The organism is Streptomyces sp. RK9 (assembly GCF_045070545.1).
Lineage (GTDB): Bacteria > Actinomycetota > Actinomycetes > Streptomycetales > Streptomycetaceae > Streptomyces > Streptomyces alboflavus.
Genome location: NZ_CP173703.1, coordinates 2,185,709 through 2,209,603, shown reverse-complemented (window position 1 = coordinate 2,209,603; position 23,895 = coordinate 2,185,709). Strand labels below are relative to the sequence as shown.

The window sequence follows — 23,895 nt, the reverse complement described above, 5'->3', positions numbered from 1 at the left end:
GGCCACCCCGGGGCTAGCCCGGGATGAGTCCGTCGTCGGAGAGCATGGCGCGGACCTCGTCCAGGGTCGCGTCGGGCGCGGGGAGGATCAGCTCGGACGGCTCCAGGGCATCGTCGGGCAGCGGCTCGCCCAGCTCACGCACCTTGTCCAGGAGCGCGTGCAGCGTCCTGCGGAAGCCGGACTCGTCGCCGCTCTCCATCTCCTCGAGCAGCTCGTCGTCCAGCTTGTTCAACTCGGTGAAGTGGCTGTCGGCCAGCTTCACCTGTCCCTCCCCCATGATCCGTACGATCATGACGCCCTCCTCGGACGTGCGCGGTTCGGCCCTTGCCGGAGCGACTACTGCTTGTCGAAGCGCGGGGTGTCCCGCGGCTGCACCTGCTGGCTCTGGCCCTGACCGCCCTCGATGGCCTGCTGCGACGTGCTGGAGCCGCCGGCCAGCTCGGCCTTCATGCGCTGCAGCTCCAGCTCTACATCCGTACCACCGGAGAGCCGGTCCAGCTCGGACTGGATGTCGTCCTTGGCCAGGCCGGAGGAGTCGTCGAGGGCGCCGGAAGCGAGAAGTTCGTCGATCGCGCCGGCCCGCGCCTGGAGCGTCGCGGTCTTGTCCTCGGCGCGCTGGATCGCCATGCCCACATCGCCCATCTCCTCGGAGATGCCGGAGAAGGCCTCGCCGATCCGGGTCTGGGCCTCGGCGGCGGTGTAGGTCGCCTTGATGGTCTCCTTCTTCGTGCGGAAGGCGTCCACCTTGGCCTGCAGGCGCTGGGCCGCGAGAGTGAGCTTCTCCTCCTCGCCCTGCAGCGTCTGGTGCTGCACCTCCAGGTCGCTGACCTGCTGCTGGAGGGCGGCCCTGCGGGACAGGGCCTCGCGGGCCAGGTCCTCACGGCCGAGCGCGAGGGCCTTGCGGCCCTGGTCCTCCAGGGTGGAGGACTGCTTCTGGAGCTGGTTCAGCTGCAGCTCGAGACGCTTGCGGGAGGTCGCCACGTCGGCGACGCCGCGGCGCACCTTCTGCAGCAGCTCCAACTGCTTCTGGTACGAGTAATCGAGGGTTTCGCGCGGGTCCTCGGCCCGGTCAAGGGCTTTGTTCGCCTTCGCGCGGAAGATCATCCCCATACGCTTCATGACACCGCTCATGGGCTTCGCGCGCCCCCTTCTGACGGACTTCCAGCTCCAGCTACTGCAACAGAACCCACGGTACGGGGTCTGTATCCATTACCGCACTGTTCGCGGGCGGATGCGCTCATCCCCAAGGACGACTGCACCGTCCGGCTCTCCGGCGCAAGGAGTAGGTGCGCCCCTGGGAAACCGCCCCGCAAGGCCCCTTAGCCACATAATCAAGACGTCCGGTGTTGCGGGATCGTTCCCCATGCGACTGCGGTCCATGCCCCGGAACCCCGTACCCTTGGGCTTTGTGTTCCGTAGCCGATCCAAGGACGAGAAGGCCCCGGCAGCCAAGGCCCCGGTGACCGACTCTTCGTCCGAGCCCCGTGACCCGCAGGCCCCCAAGGGCCGCCCCACCCCCAAGCGTGCCCTGGCCCAGTCCCAGCGCCGCAGCGTGATGAACACGCCGACGACGCGCAAGGAGGCAGCCAAGCGCCAGCGCGACGAGCGCCGCGCCGCGATGGCCAAGCAGCGCGAGGCGCTGGCCAGCGGCGACGAGCGGTATCTGCCCGCGCGTGACAAGGGTCCGGTGCGCAAGTACGCACGTGAGTTCGTGGACTCGCGGTTCTGCGTCGCCGAGTTCTTCCTGCCGATGGCCGTGATCATCCTCGTCCTGAGCATGGTCCGCATCCCGCAGCTGCAGAACATCGCGCTGCTCCTGTGGCTCTTCGTGATCGTCCTGATCGTGGTCGACTCCGTCGCCACGGTGATCCGGCTGAAGAAGCGCCTGAACGAGCGCTTCCCGGACGAGAACAAGAAGGGCGCCGTCGCGTACGCCCTGATGCGCAGCCTCCAGATGCGCCGACTGCGGCTGCCGAAGCCGCAGGGCAAGCGCGGAGGCCGGTCCTGAGCGAGGACCGGGGCGCGAGCCCTGGCCCGGGCGAGGCCGTCCGGCACGAACTGGTCGGCCGCCAGCTCGACGAGCGGATAGTGGCGCGCTTCCCGCTGGGCAAGCGGCTGCGTGTGCTCGACGTCGGGATGGGCCGCGGGGCGCAGGCGCTGCGTCTCGCCCGCGGCGGGCACGAGGTGACGGGCGTCGAGCAGGACGCGGACGCGCTGGCCGCCGTGCGCGCGGTGGTGGCCGCGGAACCGGAGGGCATCCGGTCGCGGATGCGGGTCGTCGAGGGCGACGCGCGGGACACCGGCGTGCACTTCCTGCCCGGCAGCTTCGACGTCGTGCTGTGCCACGGCGGCCTGATGCACGTCGACGAGCCGGACGCGCTGCTCGCCGGGCTCGGCCGGGTGCTCGCGCCCGGTGGCCTGCTGTCCCTGGTGGTGCGCAACGCCGACGCCCTGGCCATGCGCCCCGGGCTGCGGGCGGACTGGGCCGGCGCGCTCGCCGCCTTCGGGTCCGACACCTACCGCGACGAGAGCGGCGCGGAGGTCCGGGCGCACCGCCTGGACGCCGTCGGGCAGTCCCTCGCGGGCATCGCGGCACCGCTGGTCGCCTGGTACGGCGTGCGGGTGTTCTCCGAGGCCACCGACATACCGGCCGCCGGTCCCGAGCTGGAGGCCCTGCTGTCCGCCGAGACCCGGGCCGGGCGCACGGACCCCTACCGGCGGGTGGCGACGATGCTGCACCTGTGCGGCGGGCGGGACTGACGCCTCGTAGCGAGGTACGTGCCCCGGGGCGTCGCGGTCCGCGCGGTGCCCCTGACGGCGGCTCCCGCCCCCGGTCGGACGGCCCCCCTGTTCGGACGCTTCCCGCAGGACGGGGCGCGGGGCGGCGCCGAGACTCGGGCTATGAGACTGCCGCGTACCCGCGTCCCGTTGTTCCCGGCCCTTCCCGCCGCCGCCGTCCTGGTCGTCCTCGTCGCCGGGTGTTCCGGCGGTGGTGGCGGGGACGGCGACCGGGCGGACCGGTCGGACCGGGCGACCACGCAGGCGGCGCCCGCCGCCGCGAGCGACCTGCAGGACGACTACCAGAAGGTGATCAAGGACGTGCTGCCGTCGGTCGTGCAGATCGACGCGTCCGACAGCCTCGGCTCCGGGGTGGTCTACGACGACAAGGGGCACATCGTCACCAACGCCCACGTCGTGGGCGAGGAGAAGACGTTCCGGGTGACCACGGCCACCGGTGAGCAGCCGCTCGCGGCGAAGCTGGTGTCGGCGTACCCGGAGCAGGACCTCGCCGTGATCAAGCTGGACAAGGCGCCGAGCGGGCTGAAGGCCGCGAGGTTCGGGGACTCCACGAAGATCGAGGTCGGCACGATCGTGCTGGCGATGGGCTCGCCGCTCGGCCTGTCGTCGAGCGTCACCCAGGGCATCGTCTCGGCGACCGGGCGTACGGTCAGCGAGGGCCGGGACGGCGGCGGGACCGGCGCGACCATCGGCAACATGGTGCAGACGTCGGCCGCGATCAACCCGGGCAACAGCGGCGGCGCCCTCGTCGACCTCGACGGCTCGGTCATCGGCATCCCGACGCTCGCCGCGACCGACCCGGACATGGGCGACGGGGCGGCCCCCGGCATCGGCTTCGCGATCCCCTCGTCCATGGTCAAGACCGTGGCGGACCAGATCGTGAAGAACGGCCGGGTCACCGACTCGGGCCGGGCCGCGCTCGGCATCACCGCCCGCACCGTGCTCGGCGACGACTACCGTCCGGCGGGCGTCGCGATCGTCGAGGTGCAGGACGGCGGCGCCGCGGCGGAGGCGGGCCTGGAGCCCGGTGACATCATCACCGACCTCGGCGGCACCCCCATCACCACGATCACCTCGCTGTCCGAGTCCCTGGCGGCGGTCGAGCCGGGCGCCAAGGAGCGGGTGACGTACGTGCGCGACGGTGCCGAGCGGACGGCCGAGGTCACGCTCGGCGAGATGTAGCAGCCGTACGGCGGACGGGGGCGGCGCACTCGCACCGCCCCCGCCGAAGTGGCAAAAGCCCAGGAACGCCGCGGTTCAGGAACCCTGGGCGCTGCCCGCGTCCTGGGCGTGCAGGCTCATCGGCCCGTAGATCTCCGAGGTGTCCTCGAACAGAGTCACCTGGTCCGCCCCGCCCTCGCTCAGCTCTTTCCAGTGCTCACCGAGCCAGGTCTCCGCGTCTCCCTGGGTGGTGAACTCCTCGGGCTGCACGGCAGGCTGGACCTCCGTCCCGTCCGCCTTCTCGAACCGCCACGTCCATGCCGCCATGTCAGCCTCCCGAGGTCCAGTGGGTGTCCCGGCAGCCGCCAGGAGCGGGAGCCGGAGCCGCTTGAAGCCTAGCCGGGCGCGCGGCGCCGGGGGCGACGCGGGAGGATCTTCCTGTGGAACTGACACTGCTCGGCACCGGAGCCCCCGAAGGGCTGCCGTGTCCCGGCTGCCCCTGCGCCGTGTGCGCGACCGCCCTCGGCGACGCGGCCCGGGCCGCCACGGCGCTGCTCGTCGACGGCGTCCTGCTGCTCGACCTCACGCCCGGCGCCGCCTTCGCGGCCGCCCGCGCGGGGCGCTCCCTCGGCGGGGTGCGCCAGGTGCTGCTCTCGCACCCGCACGAAGGGCCCGCCGTGGAGGTGCCCGCCGGGCTTCCGCAGCCGGGGCGGGTGCCGGACGGCCGTGAGCTCGCGCTGCTCACCGGGCACCGGGTGCGGGCCGTGGCGACGGACGCGCCCGGCACCGGCTACGAGGTGACCGGGCCCGACGGCGACCGGCTCCTTTACCTGCCGCCGGGCGCCGCGCCCGCCGGTTTCCCCGCGGAGCAGGTCGCGTACGAGATGGTCGTCGCGGACATCGTCGGCCGCCCGGACGTCCTGGCCCGGCTGCGCGCGGCCGGGGGCGTCACCCCGACGACGGACGTCGTGGCCGTCCACATCGGGCACGGGGCGCCCGCCGGGGCGGAGCTGACGCGGCGGCTCGCGGCGGCCGGGGCGCGGGCCGTGCCCGACGGCACGACGCTGACCGTCGGCGCCTACGAGGACGTGCCCGACCTGCCGCGCCGCACCCTGATCCTGGGCGGGGCCCGCTCGGGCAAGTCCGTCGAGGCGGAGCGGCGCCTGGAGGCCTTTCCCGACGTGCTGTACGTCGCCACGGGCGGCACCCGGGGCGGGGACGGCGAGTGGGCGGAGCGGGTGCGGGCGCACCGCGAGCGGCGTCCCGGTTCCTGGCGGACCACGGAGACCTGCGATCTCGTACCGCTGCTCACGGAGCCGGGGCCACCCCTCCTCGTCGACTGCCTCTCGCTGTGGCTCACGCACGCGATGGACGAGGTCAGCGCCTGGGACGACGCCGAGTGGGCGAGCGGCGGCGAGCGGTCGCTGCGCAAGCGGGTCACGGAACTCACGGACGCGGTGCGCGCCACGCGCCGGGTCGTCGTCGCGGTCTCCAACGAGGTCGGCTCGGGCATCGTGCCCGCGACGGCATCGGGCCGCCGCTACCGCGACGAACTGGGCCGCCTCAACGCCGCGTTCGCGTCCGAGTGCGAGCATGTGCTGCTGGTGGTGGCGGGGCAGGCGGTGACGCTGCGGGGGTGAGCGGGGGGCAGGGGGCAGGCGCCGGGCGCCCGCATCCTCACCCGTCCGCCTCCCTGCGCGCGATCACCCGGTACGCGTTCCCGCCCCCCGTGCGCGTCAGGACGGGGGCCAGCAGCAGGTCGGCCGCGTAGGCGAGGGCCAGCAGGGGGGTGGCCGCCTGCCAGGCGGTGCGGCGCAGGCGTTGGCGCAGAGGGCTCGGGGGGCGGGGGTGCCAGGGGGCGTCCGCCTCGGGCAGCAGGCGGTTGAGGGCGAGTGCGCAGGCCGTGGTCAGGTCGGACGGGACATGCGGGGTGCGGCGGTCGACGTCGACGACGGTGAAGCCGAGCTCGTCCAGTTCCCGGCAGAGGTTGGCGAGGGGCACGAAGTGCGGGTGGCGCGGCTGGCGGTAGGAGGCCCACCACTTGCCGAGCAGCCGGGCCGAGCGGCACTCGGGGTCCGGGGCCTCGATCAGCAGGTGCCCGCCGGGGCGCAACACCGTGCGGGCCGCGGCGAGTTCCGCGCGGGGGTCGGGGCGGCGTTGCAGGTAGTGGACCATGCTGAGCACGTCGTAGCGTCCGGCGAGGTCCTCCGCCAGGTCGGTGAGGCGGCCGTGGTGGGCCTCCTCGATGCGGCCGCGCCGGACGCCCTGCGCGAGGCCCGGGTCGGTGTCGAGGCCGTCGAAGGCCGTGTACGGCAGCACGTCCCTGGCGGCGCCCGGGAAGCGGGCCCGGCCCGTGCCCACGTCGAGCCAGCTCTCGGGCTCGTCGATGCGGCTCAGCGCGCGGACCCCGGCGAGCCGCCGGGCGCGGCCCGACCCGGCCCGGGCGAGCAGCGCCGGGGCGCCGCCGTCGAGCCCGTGGCACAGGTCCTGGCGCCAGAAGTCCCGGTGGCCGAGGTCGTGGCGGGCCGAACCCAGGCGGTAGAAGTCCAGGCCCTCGGCGGTGAGGCGGGGGTTCTGGAAGGTGTGGGCGCAGTCGTCGCAGCGCTCCAGGGTGAAGCCGCCCGGCTTGCGCTGGATCAGGTCGGCGGTGCGCAGCCGCACGCGCAGGCGGGTCGAGCCGCACCAGGGACAGTCGTCGCGGCGTGGTTCGTGGAAACGGGCGGTGCCTTCGGCGAGGCGGGCGAGGCAGGCGGAGCGGCCTTCGGCGGGCTGCTGGGCGAGGTCCATGACGTACTCCCGGATGCTTCCGGCCCGCGGGACGCTCGCGCGGGGCGGCAGCGCGCCGGAGGGGACGGCCGGCGGTACGACCATGCGATACATGCGGGACATTCGGAATGTAAGGGACACGTTGTGGGGGTTCAACGATGCTGGGGCGCGCTTGCGTCGCATGGCGTAACCGGGGGGGGAGGACGGGGGCCGGGGGACGGCTGACGGGGCGGGAACCGGGCAGGCGCCCCGGGGCCACCCCACAGAGCGCCCCCGGGGACCGGCCCACGGAGCAAGCACCCCAGATTCGCTGACGGAGCGTCACGCGCGCGTCGGCCGTGGTCCGGGCGGCCGGGCCCGTCCGCGCGCGCGTCACGCCCCGCCGGTACTGTTCGCCGAATGAGCTCGCTGATTCTCGACGACTTCACCGACCTGATCGAGCGGCCCGACGGCGGGGTGCGCCGGGACGCCGAAGAGCGCAGGGAGCGCCAGGCCCTGCCGCCCGGTGCGCTGGGCCGCCTGGACGACCTCGCCGAGTGGCTGTCGGCGGCGCAGGGCGCGGTGCCGGTCAAGCCGATCGAGCGGCCCCGCGCGGTGCTGTTCGCGGGCGATCACGGAGTGGCCGAGCTCGGCGTCTCCGCGCGGGCGGCGGGCGGCGCGGCCGACCTCGTCCGCGCCGTCCTCTCCGGCGCGAGCCCCGCGGCCGTGCTCGCGCGGCAGCTCGACGTACCCGTGCGGGTCGTCGACATGGCCCTGGACTGCGACCCCGCGACGCTGCCCGCCGAAGTCGCCGGGCACCGGGTGCGCCGCGGCTCCGGACGCGTCGACATCGAGGACGCCCTCACGCGGGAGGAGGCCGAGCGGGCCGTCGCGGCGGGCATCGCGCTGGCCGACGAGGAGGCCGACTCCGGCACGGACCTGATCGTGCTCGGCGACATCAGCGTCGGCGGCACCACGCCCGCGGCCACGCTGATCGCCGCGCTCTGCGGCACGGACGCCTCCGTCGTCACCGGCCGGGGCGGGGCGCCGATCGACGACCTCGCGTGGATGCGCAAGTGCGCCGCCGTTCGGGACGCGCTGCGGCGGGCCCGACCCGTCCTCGGCGACCAGCTGGAACTGCTCGCGACGGTGGGCGGGGCCGACGTGGCCGCGATGACGGGGTTCCTGTTGCAGTGCGCGGTGCGGCGCACCCCGGTGATCCTCGACGGGGTCGTGTCGGCGGCGGCGGCCCTGGTGGCCCAGCGGGTGGCGTTCCGGGCGCCGGACTGGTGGCTCGCGGCGCACGACAGCGGGGAGCCCGCGCAGGCCAAGGCCCTGGACCGGATGGCACTCGAACCGCTGCTCTCCCACGGCGTGAAGGTCGGCGAGGGCGTGGGCGCCCTGCTCGCCGTGCCGGTGGTCCGGGCCGCGGCGGCGCTGTCGGCGGAACTGCCCGTGGCGGAGGCCGAGTCAGAGGAATCCGACAAGACCGGCGAGGTCGGCGCGTCCGACACCTCCGGCGAGCAGTCCGCCGGGACCGACGCATCCACCGACCCCACCGCCAAGTCCGCGGACACACCCACCGAGTAGCCGCGACAGCACCCGTCGACCAGCCCCGACACCGCCCGACAGCCCCCAGCAGCGCCCCGACAGCCGCAGCAGCCCGTCGTGCTGACCGCATATCACACCACAACGCCCCATAAGATCCCGTTTCATGGGAGATGCACGGGCAGGGGAAGAACGGGCGGGCGAGGAGCGGCTCCGGACGTCCACGGTGGCCTCGCGGCGGGGGGCCGCCGTGGCCGTCTGGTATCTGCGGGCCGTGACGTTCCTGAACTTCCTCAGCGCCGTGTGGGTCTCCCTCGGCCAGGACCTGCGGCGCCACAACACCGAGAACTACTTCACCCCGTACCTGCTCACCGCGGGCTTCGCCTCCGGCGTCTTCACGATGTTCCTGGCGATCACCATGCGGCGCAGGAAGCGGGCCGCCTGGATCCTCAACCTCGTCCTGAGCGGCCTGTTCCTGCTCCTGTTCGCCTTCGCGATGTGCTTCCCGGAGATCAGGCAGTACGCGCAGAACTGGATCTCGCTCGGCCTCACCGCGCTGTTCGTCGCCGCGCTCCTCGTCGGCCGCCGCGAGTTCTACGCCGTCGGCGACCGCTCGAACCCCAGGCTCGCGGCGGCCGTGGCGGTCGGCGGGCTCCTGGTGACCTCCCTGCTCGCCGCGTTCCTGGTGACCGTCACCAACCACGCCCACGACGAGTACCGCTCGACGTTCGTCGACCGCTGGCGCTACGGCACGATGCGCCTGGTGTCGCTGGCCGCCGACGACACCCGGTTCGCCGGGATCACCACGCCGGGCTGGGTCAACGTCACCATCAACGTCCTGAGCACGGTGCTCCTGTGCGCCGTCCTGTACGCCGCGTTCCGCTCCCGCCGGGCCGTCGACCCGCTGTCGGAGGGCGACGAGGAGCGGCTGCGGGCCCTGCTCGACCGGCACGGCGAGCGCGACTCGCTCGGCTACTTCGCGCTGCGCCGCGAGAAGAGCGTGGTGTGGTCGCCGACGGGCAAGGCGGCGGTCGCGTACCGGGTCGTCAGCGGCGTCTCGCTGGCCTCCGGCGACCCCATCGGCGACCCCGAGGCCTGGCCCGGCGCCATCGAGCCCTGGCTCGCCGAGGCCCGCGAGCACGGCTGGACCCCGGCGGTGATGGGCGCGAGCGAGGAGGCGGGCACCATCTACGCCCGGCACGGCCTGGACGCCCTGGAGCTGGGTGACGAGGCGATCGTGGAGATCCAGGAGTTCACCCTGGAGGGCCGGGCCATGCGGACCGTCAGGCAGGCCTACAACCGCGTGAAGCGCGCCGGGTACGAGGTCCGCGTCCGGCGCCACCGCGACATCCCCGCCGACGAGATGGCGTACCTCCTGAAGCGGGCCGACGACTGGCGCGACGGCGCCACCGAGCGGGGCTTCTCCATGGCGCTCGGGCGGCTCGGCGACCCGGCGGACGGCGAGTGCGTGATGCTGGAGTGCTGGTCCGGCCACGCCGGGGACGGTGCGGGCGAGCTGCGGGCGGTGCTCTCCTTCGTGCCGTGGGGGCCGCAAGGACTCTCGCTCGACCTGATGCGGCGGGACCGTGACTCCGAGAACGGCCTGATGGAGTTCATGGTCATCGAGCTGCTCCAGCGCGCGGCGGAGATCCAGATCACGCAGGTCTCACTGAACTTCGCGATGTTCAGGTCGGTCTTCGAGCGTGGCTCACGGCTTGGCGCGGGCCCGGTGCTCCGGCTGTGGCGCTCGCTGCTCAGCTTCTTCTCCCGGTGGTGGCAGATCGAGTCGCTGTACCGCGCCAACGCCAAGTACCGGCCCATCTGGGAACCCCGCTTCCTCCTCTTCGAGAAGAGCGGCGACCTGCTGCGCATCGGCGTCGCCGCCGCCCGCGCGGAAGGTTTCCTGGAGGCGCCGGGACTGCCGAAATGGCTGCACCGCACACATCTGGAGTCCCGACGATGAGCACCCTGTCCCGGCTGGCCCGCGCCGAGTGGGGCCCGCTGTACAGCACGGTCCGGGACAGACTCGTGGCCCGGCGCTGGCGGGCGATCCCCCTGACGCTGGCCGCCGTCTGTCTGACGGCGGCGTTCCAGTACGTCCAGAACCAGTCCTGGGGCTACCAGTTCGTCCAGAACATCGGCTGTGTCCGCGCCGAGGACCCGCTGTGGCTGTCCCTGCTGCGCACCCCGCTCTCCCTCTTCGTGCCCGCCCTCGACCTGCCGGTGTGGGGCGCGCTCGCGCAGATCCTGCTGGTCTTCGGCATCGCGGAGTGCTGCCTCGGCGCGTGGCGCACGCTCCTCATCGGGTACGCGGCGACGCTCGGCGGCACCCTGTACGCGCGCCTCGGCATCGAGCTGGGCCCGGACAACTGGATCGGCCTGCCCGCGTCCGACGCGCAGGTGGTCGACACCGGTCCGTCGGCCGCGGTCGTGGGGCTCGCGGTGTACGTGTGCTGGCGCTACCGGGCGTACGTCACGGGGGCCCTGGTGATCGTCCTGATGGTCGTCGAGGTGCTCATCAAGAACAACCTCGCGGGCAAGGAGCACCTGGCGGCCATCGCCGGGGTCCTGGTGGCGACCGTGGTCGTCGAGGTGGTGGCGCGGGTGCGTCAGCGGGAGCGGGGCTCGGGGTCCGGCTTGCCACCGACGATGTCCTGAAAGCGGCGCCTCGGGCCCGTCCAGCGGCGGTCGTGGCGGAACGCGCGCAGGCCCGCGCGGGCCCGGGCGCGCGGGCGGTTGCGGTAGAACCGCCGCGCCCACGCCGAGCCGGGGCGGGCGAGCCGGACCGCGCCGACCAGCGCGACGAACGGCACCACCATGCCGATCAGGGCCGTGCGCAGCTTGCCCTTGGCCAGCGCGATCACGGCGAAGCCGCAGTTCAGGGTGATGTTCAGGGCGAACGCGACCCGGTCGCCCCGCTCGTCGGCGGACAGCTCGTTCACGCCGAGCGGGCTGAAGCCGGTCAGGATGAGGACGACCAGGGCCGTCGTCAGGACCACGACCTCCACGCTCTTGCGGCCCTGCTCGCTCCAGTACACGTCGTCCAGGTGCAGGATCAGCGCGAACTCGTCGAGGACCAGGCCCGCGCCCACGCCGAAGATGACGGCGGCACACATCGACCCGAAGCTGTGCCGCCCGGCGGCGACCGCCCAGAAGCCGCCCACCAGCATCAGGAAGATGCCCGGGACGACGTGGTGGACGTGCACGTCGCCGGTGCTGATGTTGCGGAACGGTCCCTTCCCGGCGCGGATGAGGCGCGTGATGGTCCTGGTGACGAGGAACGAGCCCACGAAGGCGAGCAGCGCGAGCAGCAGCGGCAGCTTCCCCGGCTCCACGATGTTCCGGTACCACCAGTCGTCCATGGGCCCATCTTCCGGTTCGCCTCCCGCTTCCGCAGGCGGGGCGGGCGGTCGGCGGTGTCCCGGGGCGCTCCGGTCCCGCCCCCGTCGGGCCGGCCCGCCCCGGGTAACCTCGCCGAATGCCCAGACCCACCCCCGCCGACGGCCTCCGGTTCGCCTTCGGGACGCTCACCGTGATCCCCGTCCACGTCCGCAGGTGGGACCGGGACGCCGCCCGCGCGGGCATGCTGTGCGCCCCGCTCGCGGGCCTGGTCGTGGGGCTCGGCGCGGCCGCGGCGGGGTCGGCCCTGCTCGCCCTCGGCGCGAGCCCGCTGCTGGCGGCCGTCGCCGCCGTCGCCGTGCCCGCGGCGGCCACCCGGGGGCTGCACCTGGACGGCCTCGCCGACACCGCCGACGGGCTCGGCAGCGGCAAGGCGGCCGACGACGCGCTGCGGATCATGAAGCAGTCCGACATCGGCCCGTTCGGCGTCATCACGCTCGTCCTGACGCTCCTCGCCCAGGTCGCGGCCCTCGCCGAGCTGTACGACGAGAGCTGGACGCACGGCGCGACCGCCACCGTCGTCGCCGCCACCGCGGCCCGCCTCGCCCTCACCCTGGCCGCCCGCACCGGCGTCCCCGCGGCCCGGCCCGAGGGACTCGGCGCCGCCGTCGCCGGGACCGTGCCCACGCCCGCGGCGGTGGCCGTCCTCGCCGCCGTCACGGCCGCGGCGGGTGCGGCGGGAGTGCCCGGCGGGGCGCCCGTGATCGCGCACGACGCGGCCGCCGTCGTGCTCGGCTGCGCCGCCGCCGGACTGCTCCTGCGGCACTGCGTGCGGCGCTTCGGGGGCGTCACCGGCGACGTCTTCGGAGGACTCGCCGAGACCGCCGCCACCACGGTCCTCCTTGTGCTCGCCCTCGGCCAGCACGCACAGTGAGGCGCACCGCAACACTTACGGGCGTAGGCTCGCGACGGGCTTACCACCCAAAAGCCCGCAAGACTTCATTGAAACCTCCTATGAAAGAGGGACTTCAGCACCGTGACTGCTCTGACTCTCAGCACCGCCGCCGCGTCCGGCCTGCGCGCCGACGCGATCGTCGTCGGTGTCGCGAAGGGCGCCAAGGGGCCGGTCGTGGCCCTTGGCGCCGAGTCCGTGGACAAGGCGTACGACGGCAAGCTCGCGTCCGTCCTGGAGACCCTCGGCGCCTCGGGCGGCGAGGGCGAGGTGACGAAGCTGCCCGCGCCGTCCGGCTTCAAGGCGCCGGTCGTCCTGGCAGTCGGCCTCGGCGCGGTCCCCGAGAAGGACTCGGCGTACGACGCGGACACCCTGCGCCGCGCGGCCGGTGCCGCCGCCCGTGCCCTCGCCGGCACCAAGAAGGCGGGCTTCGCCCTGCCGATCACCGACGCGGCCGACGCGGGCGCCGTCGCGGAGGGCGCGCTGCTCGGCGCGTACTCCTTCGACGCCTACAAGGGCAACGGCAAGGACACCAAGGCCGCCAAGGGCAAGGGCAAGGCCGAGAAGGCCGAGGGCGGCAAGGCGCCGCTCGCCGAGGTCGCCCTGCTCGGCGCCAAGCCGCGCGACAAGGCCCACAAGGCCGCCGTCGAGCGCGCGACCGCCGTCACCGAGGAGCTCAACCGCGCCCGTGACCTGATCAACACCCCGCCGAACGACCTCAACCCGGAGGCCTTCGCCGCGGTCGCCGGCGCCGCCGCCAAGGAGCACGGCGTCAAGGTCCAGGTCCTGGACGAGAAGGCGCTCGCCAAGGGCGGCTTCGGCGGCATCCTCGGCGTCGGCGTGGGCTCGGACGCCCCGCCGCGCCTCGTGAAGCTGTCGTACACCTCGTCGAAGGCCAAGAAGCACCTCGCCTTCGTCGGCAAGGGCATCACGTACGACTCGGGCGGCATCTCGCTGAAGCCCGCCGGGCACAACGAGACCATGAAGTGCGACATGAGCGGCGCCGCCGCCGTGTTCGCCGCCGTGATCTCCGCCGCCCGCCTGGGTCTGGAGGTCAACGTCACCGGCTGGCTCGCGCTCGCCGAGAACATGCCGTCCGGCTCCGCCACCCGCCCCGGCGACGTCCTGCGGATGTACAGCGGCAAGACCGTCGAGGTCCTGAACACCGACGCCGAGGGCCGTCTGGTCCTGGCCGACGCGATCACCAAGGCCTCCGAGGACAAGCCCGACGCCATCGTCGACGTGGCGACCCTGACCGGCGCCATGATGATGGCCCTGGGCGGCCGCACCTTCGGCATCATGGCCAACGACGACGCCTTCCGGACCTCGGTGCACGAGATCGCGGAGGAGGTCGGCGAGCCGTCCTGGCCGATGCCGCTGCCGGAGCACCTGCTCAAGGGCATGGACTCCCCCACCGCGGACATCGCCAACATGGGCGAGCGCATGGGCGGCGGCCTGGTCGCGGGCCTCTTCCTGCGCGAGTTCGTCGGCGAGGGCATCACCTGGGCCCACCTGGACATCGCGGGCCCCGCCTACAACGAGGCCGCCCCCTTCGGCTACACCCCGAAGGGCGGCACCGGCTCCGCGGTCCGCACCCTGGTGCGCCTCGCCGAGCGCACCGCCGCGGGCGACCTCGGCTGATTTCGTACGCTGGGTACGGCCCCGGAAGCCTCGGCTCCGGGGCCGTACCCATGGGTGTACGCGGGCGGCAGCACGGTGCGCGTACGCAAGGACGTACGGATTTCGCTGTGAATGAAATCCGCATGTCCACACGTGGTCCTGACCCTGTCGACGGGCGATCGGCCGTCCCATCGCCCGGCCCGGCGTCCCGCGTGTCGCCGACAAGTGCGAAGATGGGTTCTCGGCAGGACAGGGCCCCCACCACAGGGCCGAAGAAGAGCGGCCGTATACCAGCCGACCGACCGGTCGTCCCCGGTAAGAGGGGTCCGGCGCACGGCGCACATGCATGGAGGACGTGACGTGGCGAACGACGCCAGCACCGTTTTCGACCTAGTGATCCTCGGCGGTGGAAGTGGCGGTTACGCCGCGGCCCTGCGCGCCTCGCAGCTGGGTCTCGACGTCGCACTGATCGAGAAGAACAAGCTCGGCGGCACCTGCCTGCACAACGGCTGCATCCCCACGAAGGCGCTGCTGCACGCCGGCGAGATCGCCGACCAGGCGCGCGAGGCCGACCAGTTCGGCGTCAAGGCCACCTTCGAGGGCATCGACATCAAGGGCGTCCACAAGTACAAGGACGATGTGATCGCCGGCCTGTACAAGGGCCTGCAGGGCCTGGTCGCCTCGCGCAAGGTCACCTACATCGAGGGCGAGGGCCGCCTGTCCTCCCCGACCTCCGTGGACGTGAACGGCCAGCGCGTCCAGGGCCGCCACATCCTCCTCGCGACCGGCTCCGTGCCGAAGTCGCTGCCGGGCCTGACGATCGACGGCAACCGCATCCTCTCCTCCGACCACGCGCTGGTCCTTGACCGCGTGCCGGAGTCGGCGATCGTCCTCGGCGGCGGCGTCATCGGCGTCGAGTTCGCCTCCGCCTGGAAGTCCTTCGGCACCGACGTGACCGTCGTCGAGGGCCTGAAGCACCTCGTGCCCGTCGAGGACGAGAACAGCTCCAAGCTCCTCGAGCGCGCCTTCCGCAAGCGCGGCATCAAGTTCAACCTCGGCACGTTCTTCGACAAGGCCGAGTACACCGAGAACGGCGTCCGCGTCACCCTCGCCGACGGCAAGACCTTCGAGGCCGAGGTGCTGCTCGTCGCCATCGGCCGCGGCCCGGTCTCGCAGGGCCTCGGGTACGAGGAGCAGGGCGTCGCGATGGACCGCGGCTACGTCCTGGTCGACGAGTACATGCAGACGAACGTGCCCACGATCTCGGCCGTCGGCGACCTGGTCCCGACGCTCCAGCTCGCGCACGTCGGCTTCGCCGAGGGCATCCTGGTGGCGGAGCGCCTGGCCGGTCTCAAGACCGTCCCGATCGACTACGACGGCGTGCCCCGGGTGACGTACTGCCACCCCGAGGTCGCCTCCGTGGGCATCACCGAGGCCAAGGCCAAGGAGGTCTACGGCGCGGACAAGGTCGTCGCCCTCAAGTACAACCTCGCGGGCAACGGCAAGAGCAAGATCCTGAAGACCGCGGGCGAGATCAAGCTCGTCCAGGTCAAGGACGGTGCCGTGGTCGGCGTCCACATGGTCGGCGACCGCATGGGTGAGCAGGTCGGCGAGGCCCAGCTGGTCTACAACTGGGAAGCGCTGCCCGCCGAGGTGGCCCAGCTCATCCACGCCCACCCGACGCAGAACGAGGCGCTCGGCGAGGCCCACCTCGCCCTCGCCGGCAAGCCCCTGCACTCCCACGACTGACCCGTCAGTCACACGGGCGCGACGACCACAGACTTCCTTCCCCGGGCTCTCGACTAACCTCGAGCAGGGGAGGCCCCATTGCGTAAGGAGCAACAGAAACCATGTCGGTTTCCGTAACCCTTCCGGCGCTCGGCGAGAGCGTCACCGAAGGCACTGTCACCCGCTGGCTGAAGGCCGAGGGCGAGCGCGTCGAGGCCGACGAGCCGCTGCTCGAGGTGTCGACCGACAAGGTCGACACCGAGATCCCCTCCCCCGCCGCCGGCGTCCTGGCCTCCATCAAGGTCGCTGAGGACGAGACCGTCGAGGTCGGCGCCGAGCTGGCCGTCATCGACGACGGCTCGGGCGCGCCCGCCGAGGCCCCGGCCCCGGCTGCCGAGCCCGCTCCGGCCGCCGAGCCCGCCCCGGCGCCGGCCGCCGAGGCCCCGGCCGCTCCGGCCGCCCCCGCCGAGGCGCCCGCCGCCCCGGCCGGTGGCGCCGCCGAGGGCACCGAGGTCACCCTGCCCGCGCTCGGCGAGTCCGTCACCGAGGGCACCGTCACCCGCTGGCTGAAGGAGGTCGGCGAGGAGGTCTCGGCCGACGAGCCCCTCCTCGAGGTCTCCACGGACAAGGTCGACACCGAGATTCCGTCGCCGGTCGCGGGCGTGCTGCTCGAGATCGTCGTCGGTGAGGACGAGACCGCCGAGGTCGGCGCCAAGCTCGCCGTCATCGGCGCGCCGGGTGCCGCGCCCGCCGCCGCTCCGGCTGCCGCCCCGGCCGCCCCCGCCGCGGCTCCGGCTCCGGCCGCCCCTGCGGCTCCCGCGGCTCCGGCTGCCCCCGCCGCTCCGGCGGCTCCGGCCGCCCCGGCGCAGCCCGCCGCTGCCGCCCCGGCTCCGGTGCAGCCCGCGGCCCCGGCCGCTCCGGCTGCCGCCCCGGCCGCCCCCGCCGCCCCGGCCCCGGTCACCCCGGCCGACGACGGCGCGTACGTCACCCCGCTGGTGCGCAAGCTCGCCTCGGAGAACGGCGTCGACCTGGGCTCGGTCAAGGGCACCGGCGTCGGTGGCCGCATCCGCAAGCAGGACGTGCTCGCCGCCGCCGAGGCCGCGAAGGCCGCGGCTCCGGCCGCTGCCGCCGCCCCCGCCGCCGCGGCTCCGGCGGCCGCGTCGAAGGCCCCGGTCATCGAGGCGTCCCCGCTGCGCGGCCAGACGGTCAAGATGACCCGCATGCGCAAGGTCATCGGCGACAACATGATGAAGGCGCTGCACGGCCAGGCGCAGCTCTCCAGCGTGGTCGAGGTCGACATCACGAAGCTGATGAAGCTCCGTGCCAAGGCCAAGGACTCCTTCGCCGCCCGCGAGGGCGTCAAGCTGTCCCCGATGCCGTTCTTCGTCAAGGCGGCGGCGCAGGCGCTGAAGGCCCACCCGGTCGTCAACGCCCGCATCAACGAGGACGAGGGCACCATCACGTACTTCGACTCGGAGAACATCGGCATCGCCGTGGACTCCGAGAAGGGTCTGATGACGCCGGTCATCAAGGGTGCCGGTGACCTGAACCTGGCCGGCATCGCCAAGGCGACCGCCGACCTGGCCAACAAGGTCCGGGCCAGCAAGATCACGCCGGACGAGCTGTCCGGTGCGACCTTCACCATCTCCAACACCGGCTCGCGCGGCGCCCTGTTCGACACGATCATCGTGCCCCCGAACCAGGTCGGCATCCTGGGCATCGGCGCCACCGTCAAGCGCCCGGTCGTCATCAACCACCCCGACCTCGGCGAGACCATCGCGGTGCGGGACATGACGTACGTGACGCTCTCCTACGACCACCGTCTGGTGGACGGCGCCGACGCCGCCCGCTACCTGACGACGGTCAAGGCGATCCTGGAGGCCGGCGAGTTCGAGGTCGAGCTCGGCCTGTAGTCGCCCGCATACGGCTGTAACACTCGTCTCATCAGCGAGTACGCCCCCGTCCGGAGGTTTCCGGGCGGGGGCGCGGCCGTATTGTCTAGTGGTCGTTGTCCTGTCTCTAGGGAGCCTCCATGACCGCGCCCGTCGTCCATTCGCTGCGCGAACAGATCCGCGAGCACATCGTGGAAGGCATCGTGAGCGGGCGCTGGAAGCCGGGCGAGCGGATCGTGGAGCGGCGGATCGCCGTCGAGCTGGAGGTCAGCCAGACCCCGGTGCGGGAGGCCCTGCGGGAGCTGGAGTCCCTGCGGCTCATCGAGTCCGCGCCCAACAAGGGCGTGCGGGTACGGAACTTGACCGCCGCCGACCTGGAGGAGAGCTACCCCGTCCGGGCCGGTCTCGAGGCCATCGCCGCCGAACTGGCCGCCGAGCGGCTCGCCGACGACTGCTCGGCCCTGGAGCCGCACGTGGCGGCCCTGTACGAGGCCGACCGGGCCTCCGACGGCACCGGGCAGGTGCGGCACACCGTCGGCTTCCACCGGGAGCTGGTGCGGGCCGCGCACAACTCCGTGCTCCTGCACACCTGGGAGGGGCTCGGCATCGAGGTCTTCACCGCGCTGTCCATCCGGTGGCTGGGCACGGTCCAGCAGTCGTACGCGGAGGAGCACGAGGCGCTCGTCTCGGCATTCCGTCGGCGTGATCCCGCGATCGCGGAGCTGGTGAAGGCGCATGTGCTGGGGTGCGCGCCGCGGGCCTGACGCTCATTCTCCGGCGAGGCTGCTCATACGTCGCCCCACCTGCGTAGATCCTTCGTTTTGAAGGCACTCCGTGCCTTCCGGTGCGGCACCCTGTGCCCACTTTTGTCGATCTGAGGAAGTTTTCCCTTCAAGACTTTGATCGATCATCGATCGCGGGCTTACAGTCGACGACGGGCCCTCACCAGGGCCCTCGCCCTGTCCTGCCAAAGACCAAGGGCACCCCCGACCCTTTCCGTTTAGGGACCCCGCCCGACTCGGGCACGGGCACCCCGTCCGACTCAGGAAGGCGGCGTCATGACCGACCCCCGCATCCAGCCGAGCGAGCTCGACCAGCTCCCGGACCGCGACCCGGAGGAGACCGCCGAATGGCAGGCCTCCCTGGACGCCGTGACCAAGGCGGCCGGGCCGCACCGTGCCGCGTACCTGATGCGCCGCACGCTGGAGCGCGCCGAGGGCGCGGGCCTGGCCCTGCCCAAGCTTCTTGAGACGGACTACGTCAACAGCATCCCGACCGCCACCGAGCCCGTCATCGACGGCGACGAGGCGATGGAGTCCCGCATCACCGCGTGGAACCGCTGGAACGCGGCCGCGATGGTCACCCGCGGCTCCAAATACGGCGTCGGCGGCCACATCGCCACCTTCGCCTCCGCGGCCTGGCTGTACGAGACCGGCTTCAACCACTTCTTCCACGGGAAGGAGGGCGACGGCTCCGGCGACCAGCTGTACATCCAGGGCCACGCGTCCCCCGGCATCTACGCCCGCGCCTTCCTCGACGGCCGCCTCGGCGAGCAGCAGCTCGACAACTTCCGCCAGGAGGCGGGCGGCGACGGCCTGCCGTCCTACCCGCACCCGCGGCGCCTGCCCTGGCTGTGGGAGTTCCCGACCGTCTCCATGGGCCTCGGCCCGCTGTCGGCGATCTACCAGGCCCGCTTCAACCGGTACCTGACGAACCGCGGCATCAAGGACGTCTCGTCCTCGCACGTGTGGGCGTTCCTCGGCGACGGCGAGATGGACGAGCCGGAGTCGACGGCGGCCCTCGCACTCGCCGCGCGTGAGGAGCTCGACAACCTCACCTTCGTCATCAACTGCAACCTGCAGCGCCTCGACGGCCCGGTGCGCGCCAACTTCAAGATCGTGCAGGAGCTGGAGGCCCAGTTCCGCGGCGCCGGCTGGAACGTCGTGAAGTCGCTGTGGGGCAACGCCTGGGACGAGCTGTTCGCGCTCGACACCACGGGTGCCCTGGTCCGCCGCCTGCGCGAGGTCCCGGACGCGCAGGTCCAGACGTACCAGACGCGTGACGCCGCCTATATCCGCCAGGACTTCTTCGGCTCGGACCCGGCGCTCGTCGAGATGGCGAAGCTGCTCTCCGACGACAAGATCCTGGAGTGTTTCCACCTCTCCCGCGGTGGCCACGAGCCGCGCAAGGTCTACGCCGCGTACAAGGCCGCGCTGTCCCACAAGGGCGCGCCGACCGTCATCCTGGCGCAGACCGTCAAGGGCTTCACCCTCGGTGAGGGCTTCGCGTCCAAGAACGCGAACCACCAGATGAAGAAGCTGTCGACGGACGAGTTCAAGAACATGCGTGACCTTCTTGAGCTGCCCATCTCCGACAGCCAGTTCGTCGACGGGCAGGTGCCCTACGGCCACCCCGGCGCCGACTCCCCCGAGGTCCGCTACCTCCAGGAGCGCCGCGCGGCCCTCGGCGGCCCGGCCCCGGCCCGTCGCACGCACGCGCTCGCCCCGCTGCCCGCGCCCGCCGACAATGCCTTCGCGGCCTTCGACAAGGGCTCCGGCTCGCAGTCGGTCGCCACCACCATGGCGCTCGTCCGGCTGGTCAAGGACCTGGTCCGCGACAAGGAGACCGGCAAGCGCTGGGTGCCGATCGTCCCGGACGAGGCCCGCACCTTCGGCATGGAGTCGCTGTTCCCCTCGCTCGGCATCTACTCGCCGAAGGGCCAGACGTACGAGCCGGTCGACCGCGACCAGCTCATGTACTACAAGGAAGCCAAGAACGGCCAGATCCTCAACGAGGGCATCACCGAGGCCGGTTCGATGGCGGACTTCATCGCCGCTTCGTCGTCGTACGCGACGCACGGCGAGGCGATGATCCCCTTCTACATCTTCTACTCGATGTTCGGCTGGCAGCGGACCGCCGACCAGATGTGGCAGCTCGGCGACCAGCTCGGCCGCGGCTTCCTCATCGGCGCCACCGCCGGGCGCACGACGCTGACCGGTGAGGGTCTGCAGCACGCCGACGGCCACTCGCCGGTGATCGCCGCGACGAACCCCGCCGCGCTCTCGTACGACCCCGCGTTCGCCTACGAGATCGGCGCCATCGTCAAGGAAGGCCTCCGCCGCATGTACGGCGAGAGCGCCCCCGGCGAGGCCTCCGAGGACAAGGACGTCTTCTACTACCTGACCGTCTACAACGAGCCCATGCCGCAGCCCGCGAAGCCCGCGGGTGTCGACGAGGGCATCGTGAAGGGTCTCTACCGCTTCAACACGGCGGAGACGGCCGGTCTTTCGCCCGCCGCCAACGCCGCGCGGATCCAGCTGCTCGGCTCCGGCACGGCCATCCACTGGGTGCTCAAGGCCCAGCGGATGCTCGCCGAGGAGTGGGGCGTGGCCGCCGACGTGTGGTCCGCGACCTCCTGGACCGAGCTGCGGCGCGACGCCCTGGAGGCGGACGCGGCGCTGCTGCGCGGCGAGGAGCGGGTGCCGTACGTGCGGCAGGCGCTGCAGGGAGCCGAGGGGCCCGTCCTCGCGGTCTCCGACTACATGCGCCAGGTCCCCGACCAGATCGCCCAGTGGGTCGAGCAGGACTACTCCTCGCTCGGCGCCGACGGGTTCGGCCTGTCCGACACGCGTGACGCGGCCCGCCGCCACTTCGGTGTCGACGCGGAGTCGATCGTCGTCGCGGCGTTGGCCCGGCTCGCCGCGCAGGGGGTCGTACCCGCTGCGGCGGTGAAGGAGGCTCGGGCCAAGTACGGGCTGTAGGCCTCCGGCTCGGTACGCAGGGTGGGGTCCCGTCGGGGTGACGGGGCCCCACCCTTTGCGTTGCCGCCGGGCGGCAACCGTTCCCCGCCGCTCCGCGGCGGGTGTCCCCCACCCACCCGCCCGTTGCTCTCGGACCCGAGGCCGCCCCTCCGGGCTGCGCCCTTGCTCCGCCCCGTCCTGCGGACATCCGGCCTGCCCCGGCCCCGGTGCCCGGCACCCGGCATCATGGGGGCATGCGCGCTGCCCGGCTCATCAAGATGGTGCTTCTGCTGCAGGCTCGGGCCTCCATGACCGCCGCCGAGCTCGCGGAGGAGCTCGAGGTCTCGGAACGCACCATCACACGGGACGCCCAGGCCCTGTCCGAGGCGGGCGTGCCGGTGTACGCGGACCGGGGCCGGACCGGCGGCTACCGGCTCATCGGGGGGTACCGGACCCGTCTGACGGGTCTTGCCCGCAGCGAGGCGGAGGCGCTGTTCCTGTCCGGGGTCCCGGGCGCGCTGCGCGAGATGGGCCTGGAGGACGCCGCGTCCGCCGCCCGCCTGAAGGTCTCCGCCGCCCTGCTCCCCTCCTTGCGCGACGCCTCCCAGAGCGCCGCCCAGCGCTTCCACCTGGACGCCCCGGGCTGGTTCAAGGAGACCCCGGCCCCGGCCCTGCTGCCCGCCGTCGCCGACGCCGTCTGGGACGACCGCCGCCTGCTCGCCCGCTACCGCCGCCAGGACTCCGAGGTCGGCCGCGAACTGGAGCCCTACGGCCTCGTCCTGAAGGCCGGCGTCTGGTACCTGTGCGCCCGCGTCCCGGACTCCGGCTCCGGCTCCGGCTCCGGCTCCGGCTCCGGCTCCTACCGGGTCTACCGCATCGATCGCTTCATCTCCGTCGAACCCCAGGGCGAGAACCGCTTCGTGCGCGACGAGGACTTCGACCTCCCCGGCTTCTGGGAGGAGCGCGCCGCCCAGTTCGCCCGCGCCATCCTGCGCGAGAGCGTCGTCCTGCGGCTGTCCCCCGACGGTGCCCGGCAACTTCCCTACGTCACCGACCGCACCGCCGCCCACGAGGCCCTCGCGGACGCCGAACCCGACGAGCGGGGCCGGGTCACCATCACCCTGCCCGTCGAGTCCACCGTGGTCGCCTACTCCCAACTGCTCATGCTGGGCCCGGAGGCCGAGGTCCTCGGGCCGCCGGAGCTGCGGGACCGCCTCGCGGCGACGGCGGCCCGCATGGCCGCGCTCTACCGATAGCCCGTCACGTCCGCCTCCTTGCTCTCCTGGTCCACCTCCGTGATGTACCGCCAGGCGTCGGGGGCCGATCCGTCCACGTCCGTGAAGCCGTACTCCTTGGCGAGGCCGCCGCTGGACAGGGACGCGCCGTTCCACCGCGCCACCTCGGGGTCGGTGGCGAGGGCGACCAGGGCCCGGCCCACGAACGTCGGTGTCTCGGAGATCGCGAAGTGCGGGTTCTGCTTGGTGCCCGCCATCCAGTCGTCCTCGGTGACCTTGAAGTACGTGTCGAGCATCGCCTCCGAGCGCAGCCAGCCCGGCGTCAGGCACAGCGCCGTGCAGTCGTACTCCTTCACCTCCTCCGCGAGCGCGCGGGACATGCGCAGCGGGGCCGCCTTCGCGAGGTCGTAGTAGAACGGCTTGCGGTACCGCTGGTTGTACTCCTCGGTGCCGTCGGTCACCTCGACGACGAGGCCGCCGGGGTTCCTGACGAGGAGCGGCAGCGCGAAGCGGCTGGTGACGATGTGCGTCTCCATGCCGAGCCGGAGGATCCTGAGGCCCTTCTCCAGGTCGTGCTCCCACATCTTCTTGTCCCACTCGACATGGACGTCCCCTCCCCAGATGTCGTTGACGAGGATGTCGAGTCGGCCCTGCTCCCGCTCGATCCGCTCGACGAGGGCGCGCACCTGCTCGGGGTCGAGGTGGTCCGTCGGCACCGCGATCCCCGTGCCGCCCGTGCCCGCCTCGGCGCCCGCCGCGCCGACCAGTTCCGCCGTGCCCTCGATGGTCTCCTGGGTGCGGCCGACCTCGCTCGTGTGCTGCCGCGTCGTCCGCCCCGTCACGTACACGGTCGCCCCCGCGCGGCCCAGCTCCACCGCCATGGCCCGCCCGGCCCCGCGCGTGGCCCCCGCCACCAGCGCGATCTTCCCGGCCAGACCGCCGCCGGAACCCGCCGCCCCGGCTGCCCCCGTCGTCCCGGTCCCCTCGGACCCCGGCTTCGTCGTCACTGCGCTCTCCGCTCCGCTCGCCCGGCCTGCCGACCGCTGTGTGTTCTCCATGGGTGGAGCCTCGCAGCGAATGCCGACACCTCCTGTCGGTCTTTCCACGGGCATGTGCACACATAACGACACAGCCGC

The 23,895-nt window shown here is 72.8% G+C and carries 20 protein-coding genes; 14 read left to right on the top strand and 6 right to left on the bottom strand.

Going from position 1 to position 23,895, the window contains the following annotated elements; all coding sequences use genetic code 11:
- Positions 1 to 13: 13 nt before the first annotated feature.
- Together AB6L24_RS08760 and AB6L24_RS08755 are read right to left on the bottom strand one after the other, a co-directional pair.
- The gene (locus AB6L24_RS08760; RefSeq protein ID WP_030360914.1) at positions 14 to 292 is read right to left on the bottom strand and encodes a PspA-associated protein PspAA; all 279 of its coding nucleotides are present in this window, start codon (positions 290 to 292) and stop codon (positions 14 to 16) included.
- Between the two features lie 44 nt (positions 293 to 336).
- Positions 337 to 1,131, bottom strand: coding sequence for a PspA/IM30 family protein (locus AB6L24_RS08755; RefSeq protein ID WP_405653914.1), 795 nt, complete (start codon positions 1,129 to 1,131; stop codon positions 337 to 339).
- Between the two features lie 247 nt (positions 1,132 to 1,378).
- Here AB6L24_RS08755 and AB6L24_RS08750 point away from each other — a divergent pair, with 247 nt between their 5' ends.
- From AB6L24_RS08750 to AB6L24_RS08740, 3 genes are all read left to right on the top strand, one after another.
- The gene (locus tag AB6L24_RS08750) at positions 1,379 to 2,008 is read left to right on the top strand and encodes a DUF3043 domain-containing protein (protein WP_405657100.1); all 630 of its coding nucleotides are present in this window, start codon (positions 1,379 to 1,381) and stop codon (positions 2,006 to 2,008) included.
- An 80-nt stretch (positions 2,009 to 2,088) separates the two neighbouring features.
- Positions 2,089 to 2,760 carry a class I SAM-dependent methyltransferase gene (locus tag AB6L24_RS08745; protein WP_405653912.1) on the top strand — a complete coding sequence of 224 codons (672 nt, stop codon included), beginning with the start codon at positions 2,089 to 2,091 and terminating at the stop codon, positions 2,758 to 2,760.
- A gap of 141 nt (positions 2,761 to 2,901) precedes the next feature.
- Complete coding sequence (locus AB6L24_RS08740) at positions 2,902 to 3,981, top strand: S1C family serine protease (protein ID WP_405653910.1); 1,080 nt, start codon at positions 2,902 to 2,904, stop codon at positions 3,979 to 3,981.
- 75 nt (positions 3,982 to 4,056) lie between these two features.
- On the opposite strand, the gene AB6L24_RS08735 is transcribed toward AB6L24_RS08740, so the two are convergent.
- Positions 4,057 to 4,287, bottom strand: a complete 231-nt coding sequence (locus AB6L24_RS08735; protein ID WP_030360919.1) for a hypothetical protein — start codon at positions 4,285 to 4,287, stop codon at positions 4,057 to 4,059.
- Between the two features lie 113 nt (positions 4,288 to 4,400).
- Between AB6L24_RS08735 and AB6L24_RS08730 the strand changes: the two genes are divergently transcribed.
- Positions 4,401 to 5,600, top strand: coding sequence for a bifunctional adenosylcobinamide kinase/adenosylcobinamide-phosphate guanylyltransferase (locus tag AB6L24_RS08730; protein ID WP_405653907.1), 1,200 nt, complete (start codon positions 4,401 to 4,403; stop codon positions 5,598 to 5,600).
- A 37-nt stretch (positions 5,601 to 5,637) separates the two neighbouring features.
- Here the strand turns inward: AB6L24_RS08730 and AB6L24_RS08725 are convergent, their stop codons facing one another.
- Positions 5,638 to 6,840: a class I SAM-dependent methyltransferase gene (locus tag AB6L24_RS08725; RefSeq protein ID WP_405653905.1), complete on the bottom strand. Its 1,203-nt coding sequence runs from the start codon at positions 6,838 to 6,840 to the stop codon at positions 5,638 to 5,640.
- 285 nt (positions 6,841 to 7,125) lie between these two features.
- On the opposite strand from AB6L24_RS08725, the gene cobT reads away from it, so the two are divergent.
- The 3 genes from cobT (at position 7,126) to AB6L24_RS08710 (ending at position 10,911) form a co-directional block, all read left to right on the top strand.
- Entirely contained in the window at positions 7,126 to 8,295 is a 1,170-nt protein-coding gene (cobT, locus tag AB6L24_RS08720; protein ID WP_405653903.1) for a nicotinate-nucleotide--dimethylbenzimidazole phosphoribosyltransferase, read from the top strand.
- Between the two features lie 124 nt (positions 8,296 to 8,419).
- Entirely contained in the window at positions 8,420 to 10,216 is a 1,797-nt protein-coding gene (locus tag AB6L24_RS08715) for a phosphatidylglycerol lysyltransferase domain-containing protein (protein ID WP_405653901.1), read from the top strand.
- Complete coding sequence (locus tag AB6L24_RS08710; protein WP_405653898.1) at positions 10,213 to 10,911, top strand: hypothetical protein; 699 nt, start codon at positions 10,213 to 10,215, stop codon at positions 10,909 to 10,911. The genes AB6L24_RS08715 and AB6L24_RS08710 overlap by 4 nt, the downstream gene beginning before the upstream one ends.
- On the opposite strand, the gene AB6L24_RS08705 is transcribed toward AB6L24_RS08710, so the two are convergent.
- Entirely contained in the window at positions 10,863 to 11,615 is a 753-nt protein-coding gene (locus AB6L24_RS08705; protein WP_405653896.1) for a hypothetical protein, read from the bottom strand. The genes AB6L24_RS08710 and AB6L24_RS08705 overlap by 49 nt on opposite strands.
- Positions 11,616 to 11,731: 116 nt before the next feature.
- On the opposite strand from AB6L24_RS08705, the gene AB6L24_RS08700 reads away from it, so the two are divergent.
- The 7 genes from AB6L24_RS08700 (at position 11,732) to AB6L24_RS08670 (ending at position 22,780) form a co-directional block, all read left to right on the top strand.
- Positions 11,732 to 12,526, top strand: coding sequence for an adenosylcobinamide-GDP ribazoletransferase (locus AB6L24_RS08700; protein ID WP_405653894.1), 795 nt, complete (start codon positions 11,732 to 11,734; stop codon positions 12,524 to 12,526).
- A gap of 102 nt (positions 12,527 to 12,628) precedes the next feature.
- Positions 12,629 to 14,185, top strand: coding sequence for a leucyl aminopeptidase (locus AB6L24_RS08695; protein WP_405653892.1), 1,557 nt, complete (start codon positions 12,629 to 12,631; stop codon positions 14,183 to 14,185).
- Positions 14,186 to 14,524: 339 nt separating this feature from the next.
- A complete protein-coding gene (lpdA, locus tag AB6L24_RS08690; protein WP_405653889.1) occupies positions 14,525 to 15,913 on the top strand; it encodes a dihydrolipoyl dehydrogenase in 1,389 nt (462 codons plus the stop codon).
- Positions 15,914 to 16,014: 101 nt separating this feature from the next.
- Positions 16,015 to 17,805 carry a 2-oxoglutarate dehydrogenase, E2 component, dihydrolipoamide succinyltransferase gene (gene sucB / locus AB6L24_RS08685; protein ID WP_405653887.1) on the top strand — a complete coding sequence of 597 codons (1,791 nt, stop codon included), beginning with the start codon at positions 16,015 to 16,017 and terminating at the stop codon, positions 17,803 to 17,805.
- A 119-nt stretch (positions 17,806 to 17,924) separates the two neighbouring features.
- A complete protein-coding gene (locus AB6L24_RS08680; RefSeq protein WP_087883774.1) occupies positions 17,925 to 18,548 on the top strand; it encodes a GntR family transcriptional regulator in 624 nt (207 codons plus the stop codon).
- A gap of 294 nt (positions 18,549 to 18,842) precedes the next feature.
- Positions 18,843 to 21,545 carry a pyruvate dehydrogenase (acetyl-transferring), homodimeric type gene (gene aceE / locus AB6L24_RS08675; protein WP_405653884.1) on the top strand — a complete coding sequence of 901 codons (2,703 nt, stop codon included), beginning with the start codon at positions 18,843 to 18,845 and terminating at the stop codon, positions 21,543 to 21,545.
- A gap of 233 nt (positions 21,546 to 21,778) precedes the next feature.
- A complete protein-coding gene (locus tag AB6L24_RS08670) occupies positions 21,779 to 22,780 on the top strand; it encodes a helix-turn-helix transcriptional regulator (RefSeq protein ID WP_405653882.1) in 1,002 nt (333 codons plus the stop codon).
- Here AB6L24_RS08670 and AB6L24_RS08665 read toward each other — a convergent pair.
- Positions 22,771 to 23,766 carry an SDR family oxidoreductase gene (locus AB6L24_RS08665; RefSeq protein WP_405653880.1) on the bottom strand — a complete coding sequence of 332 codons (996 nt, stop codon included), beginning with the start codon at positions 23,764 to 23,766 and terminating at the stop codon, positions 22,771 to 22,773. The two genes, AB6L24_RS08670 and AB6L24_RS08665, sit on opposite strands and share 10 nt — an antisense overlap.
- Positions 23,767 to 23,895 lie beyond the last annotated feature (129 nt).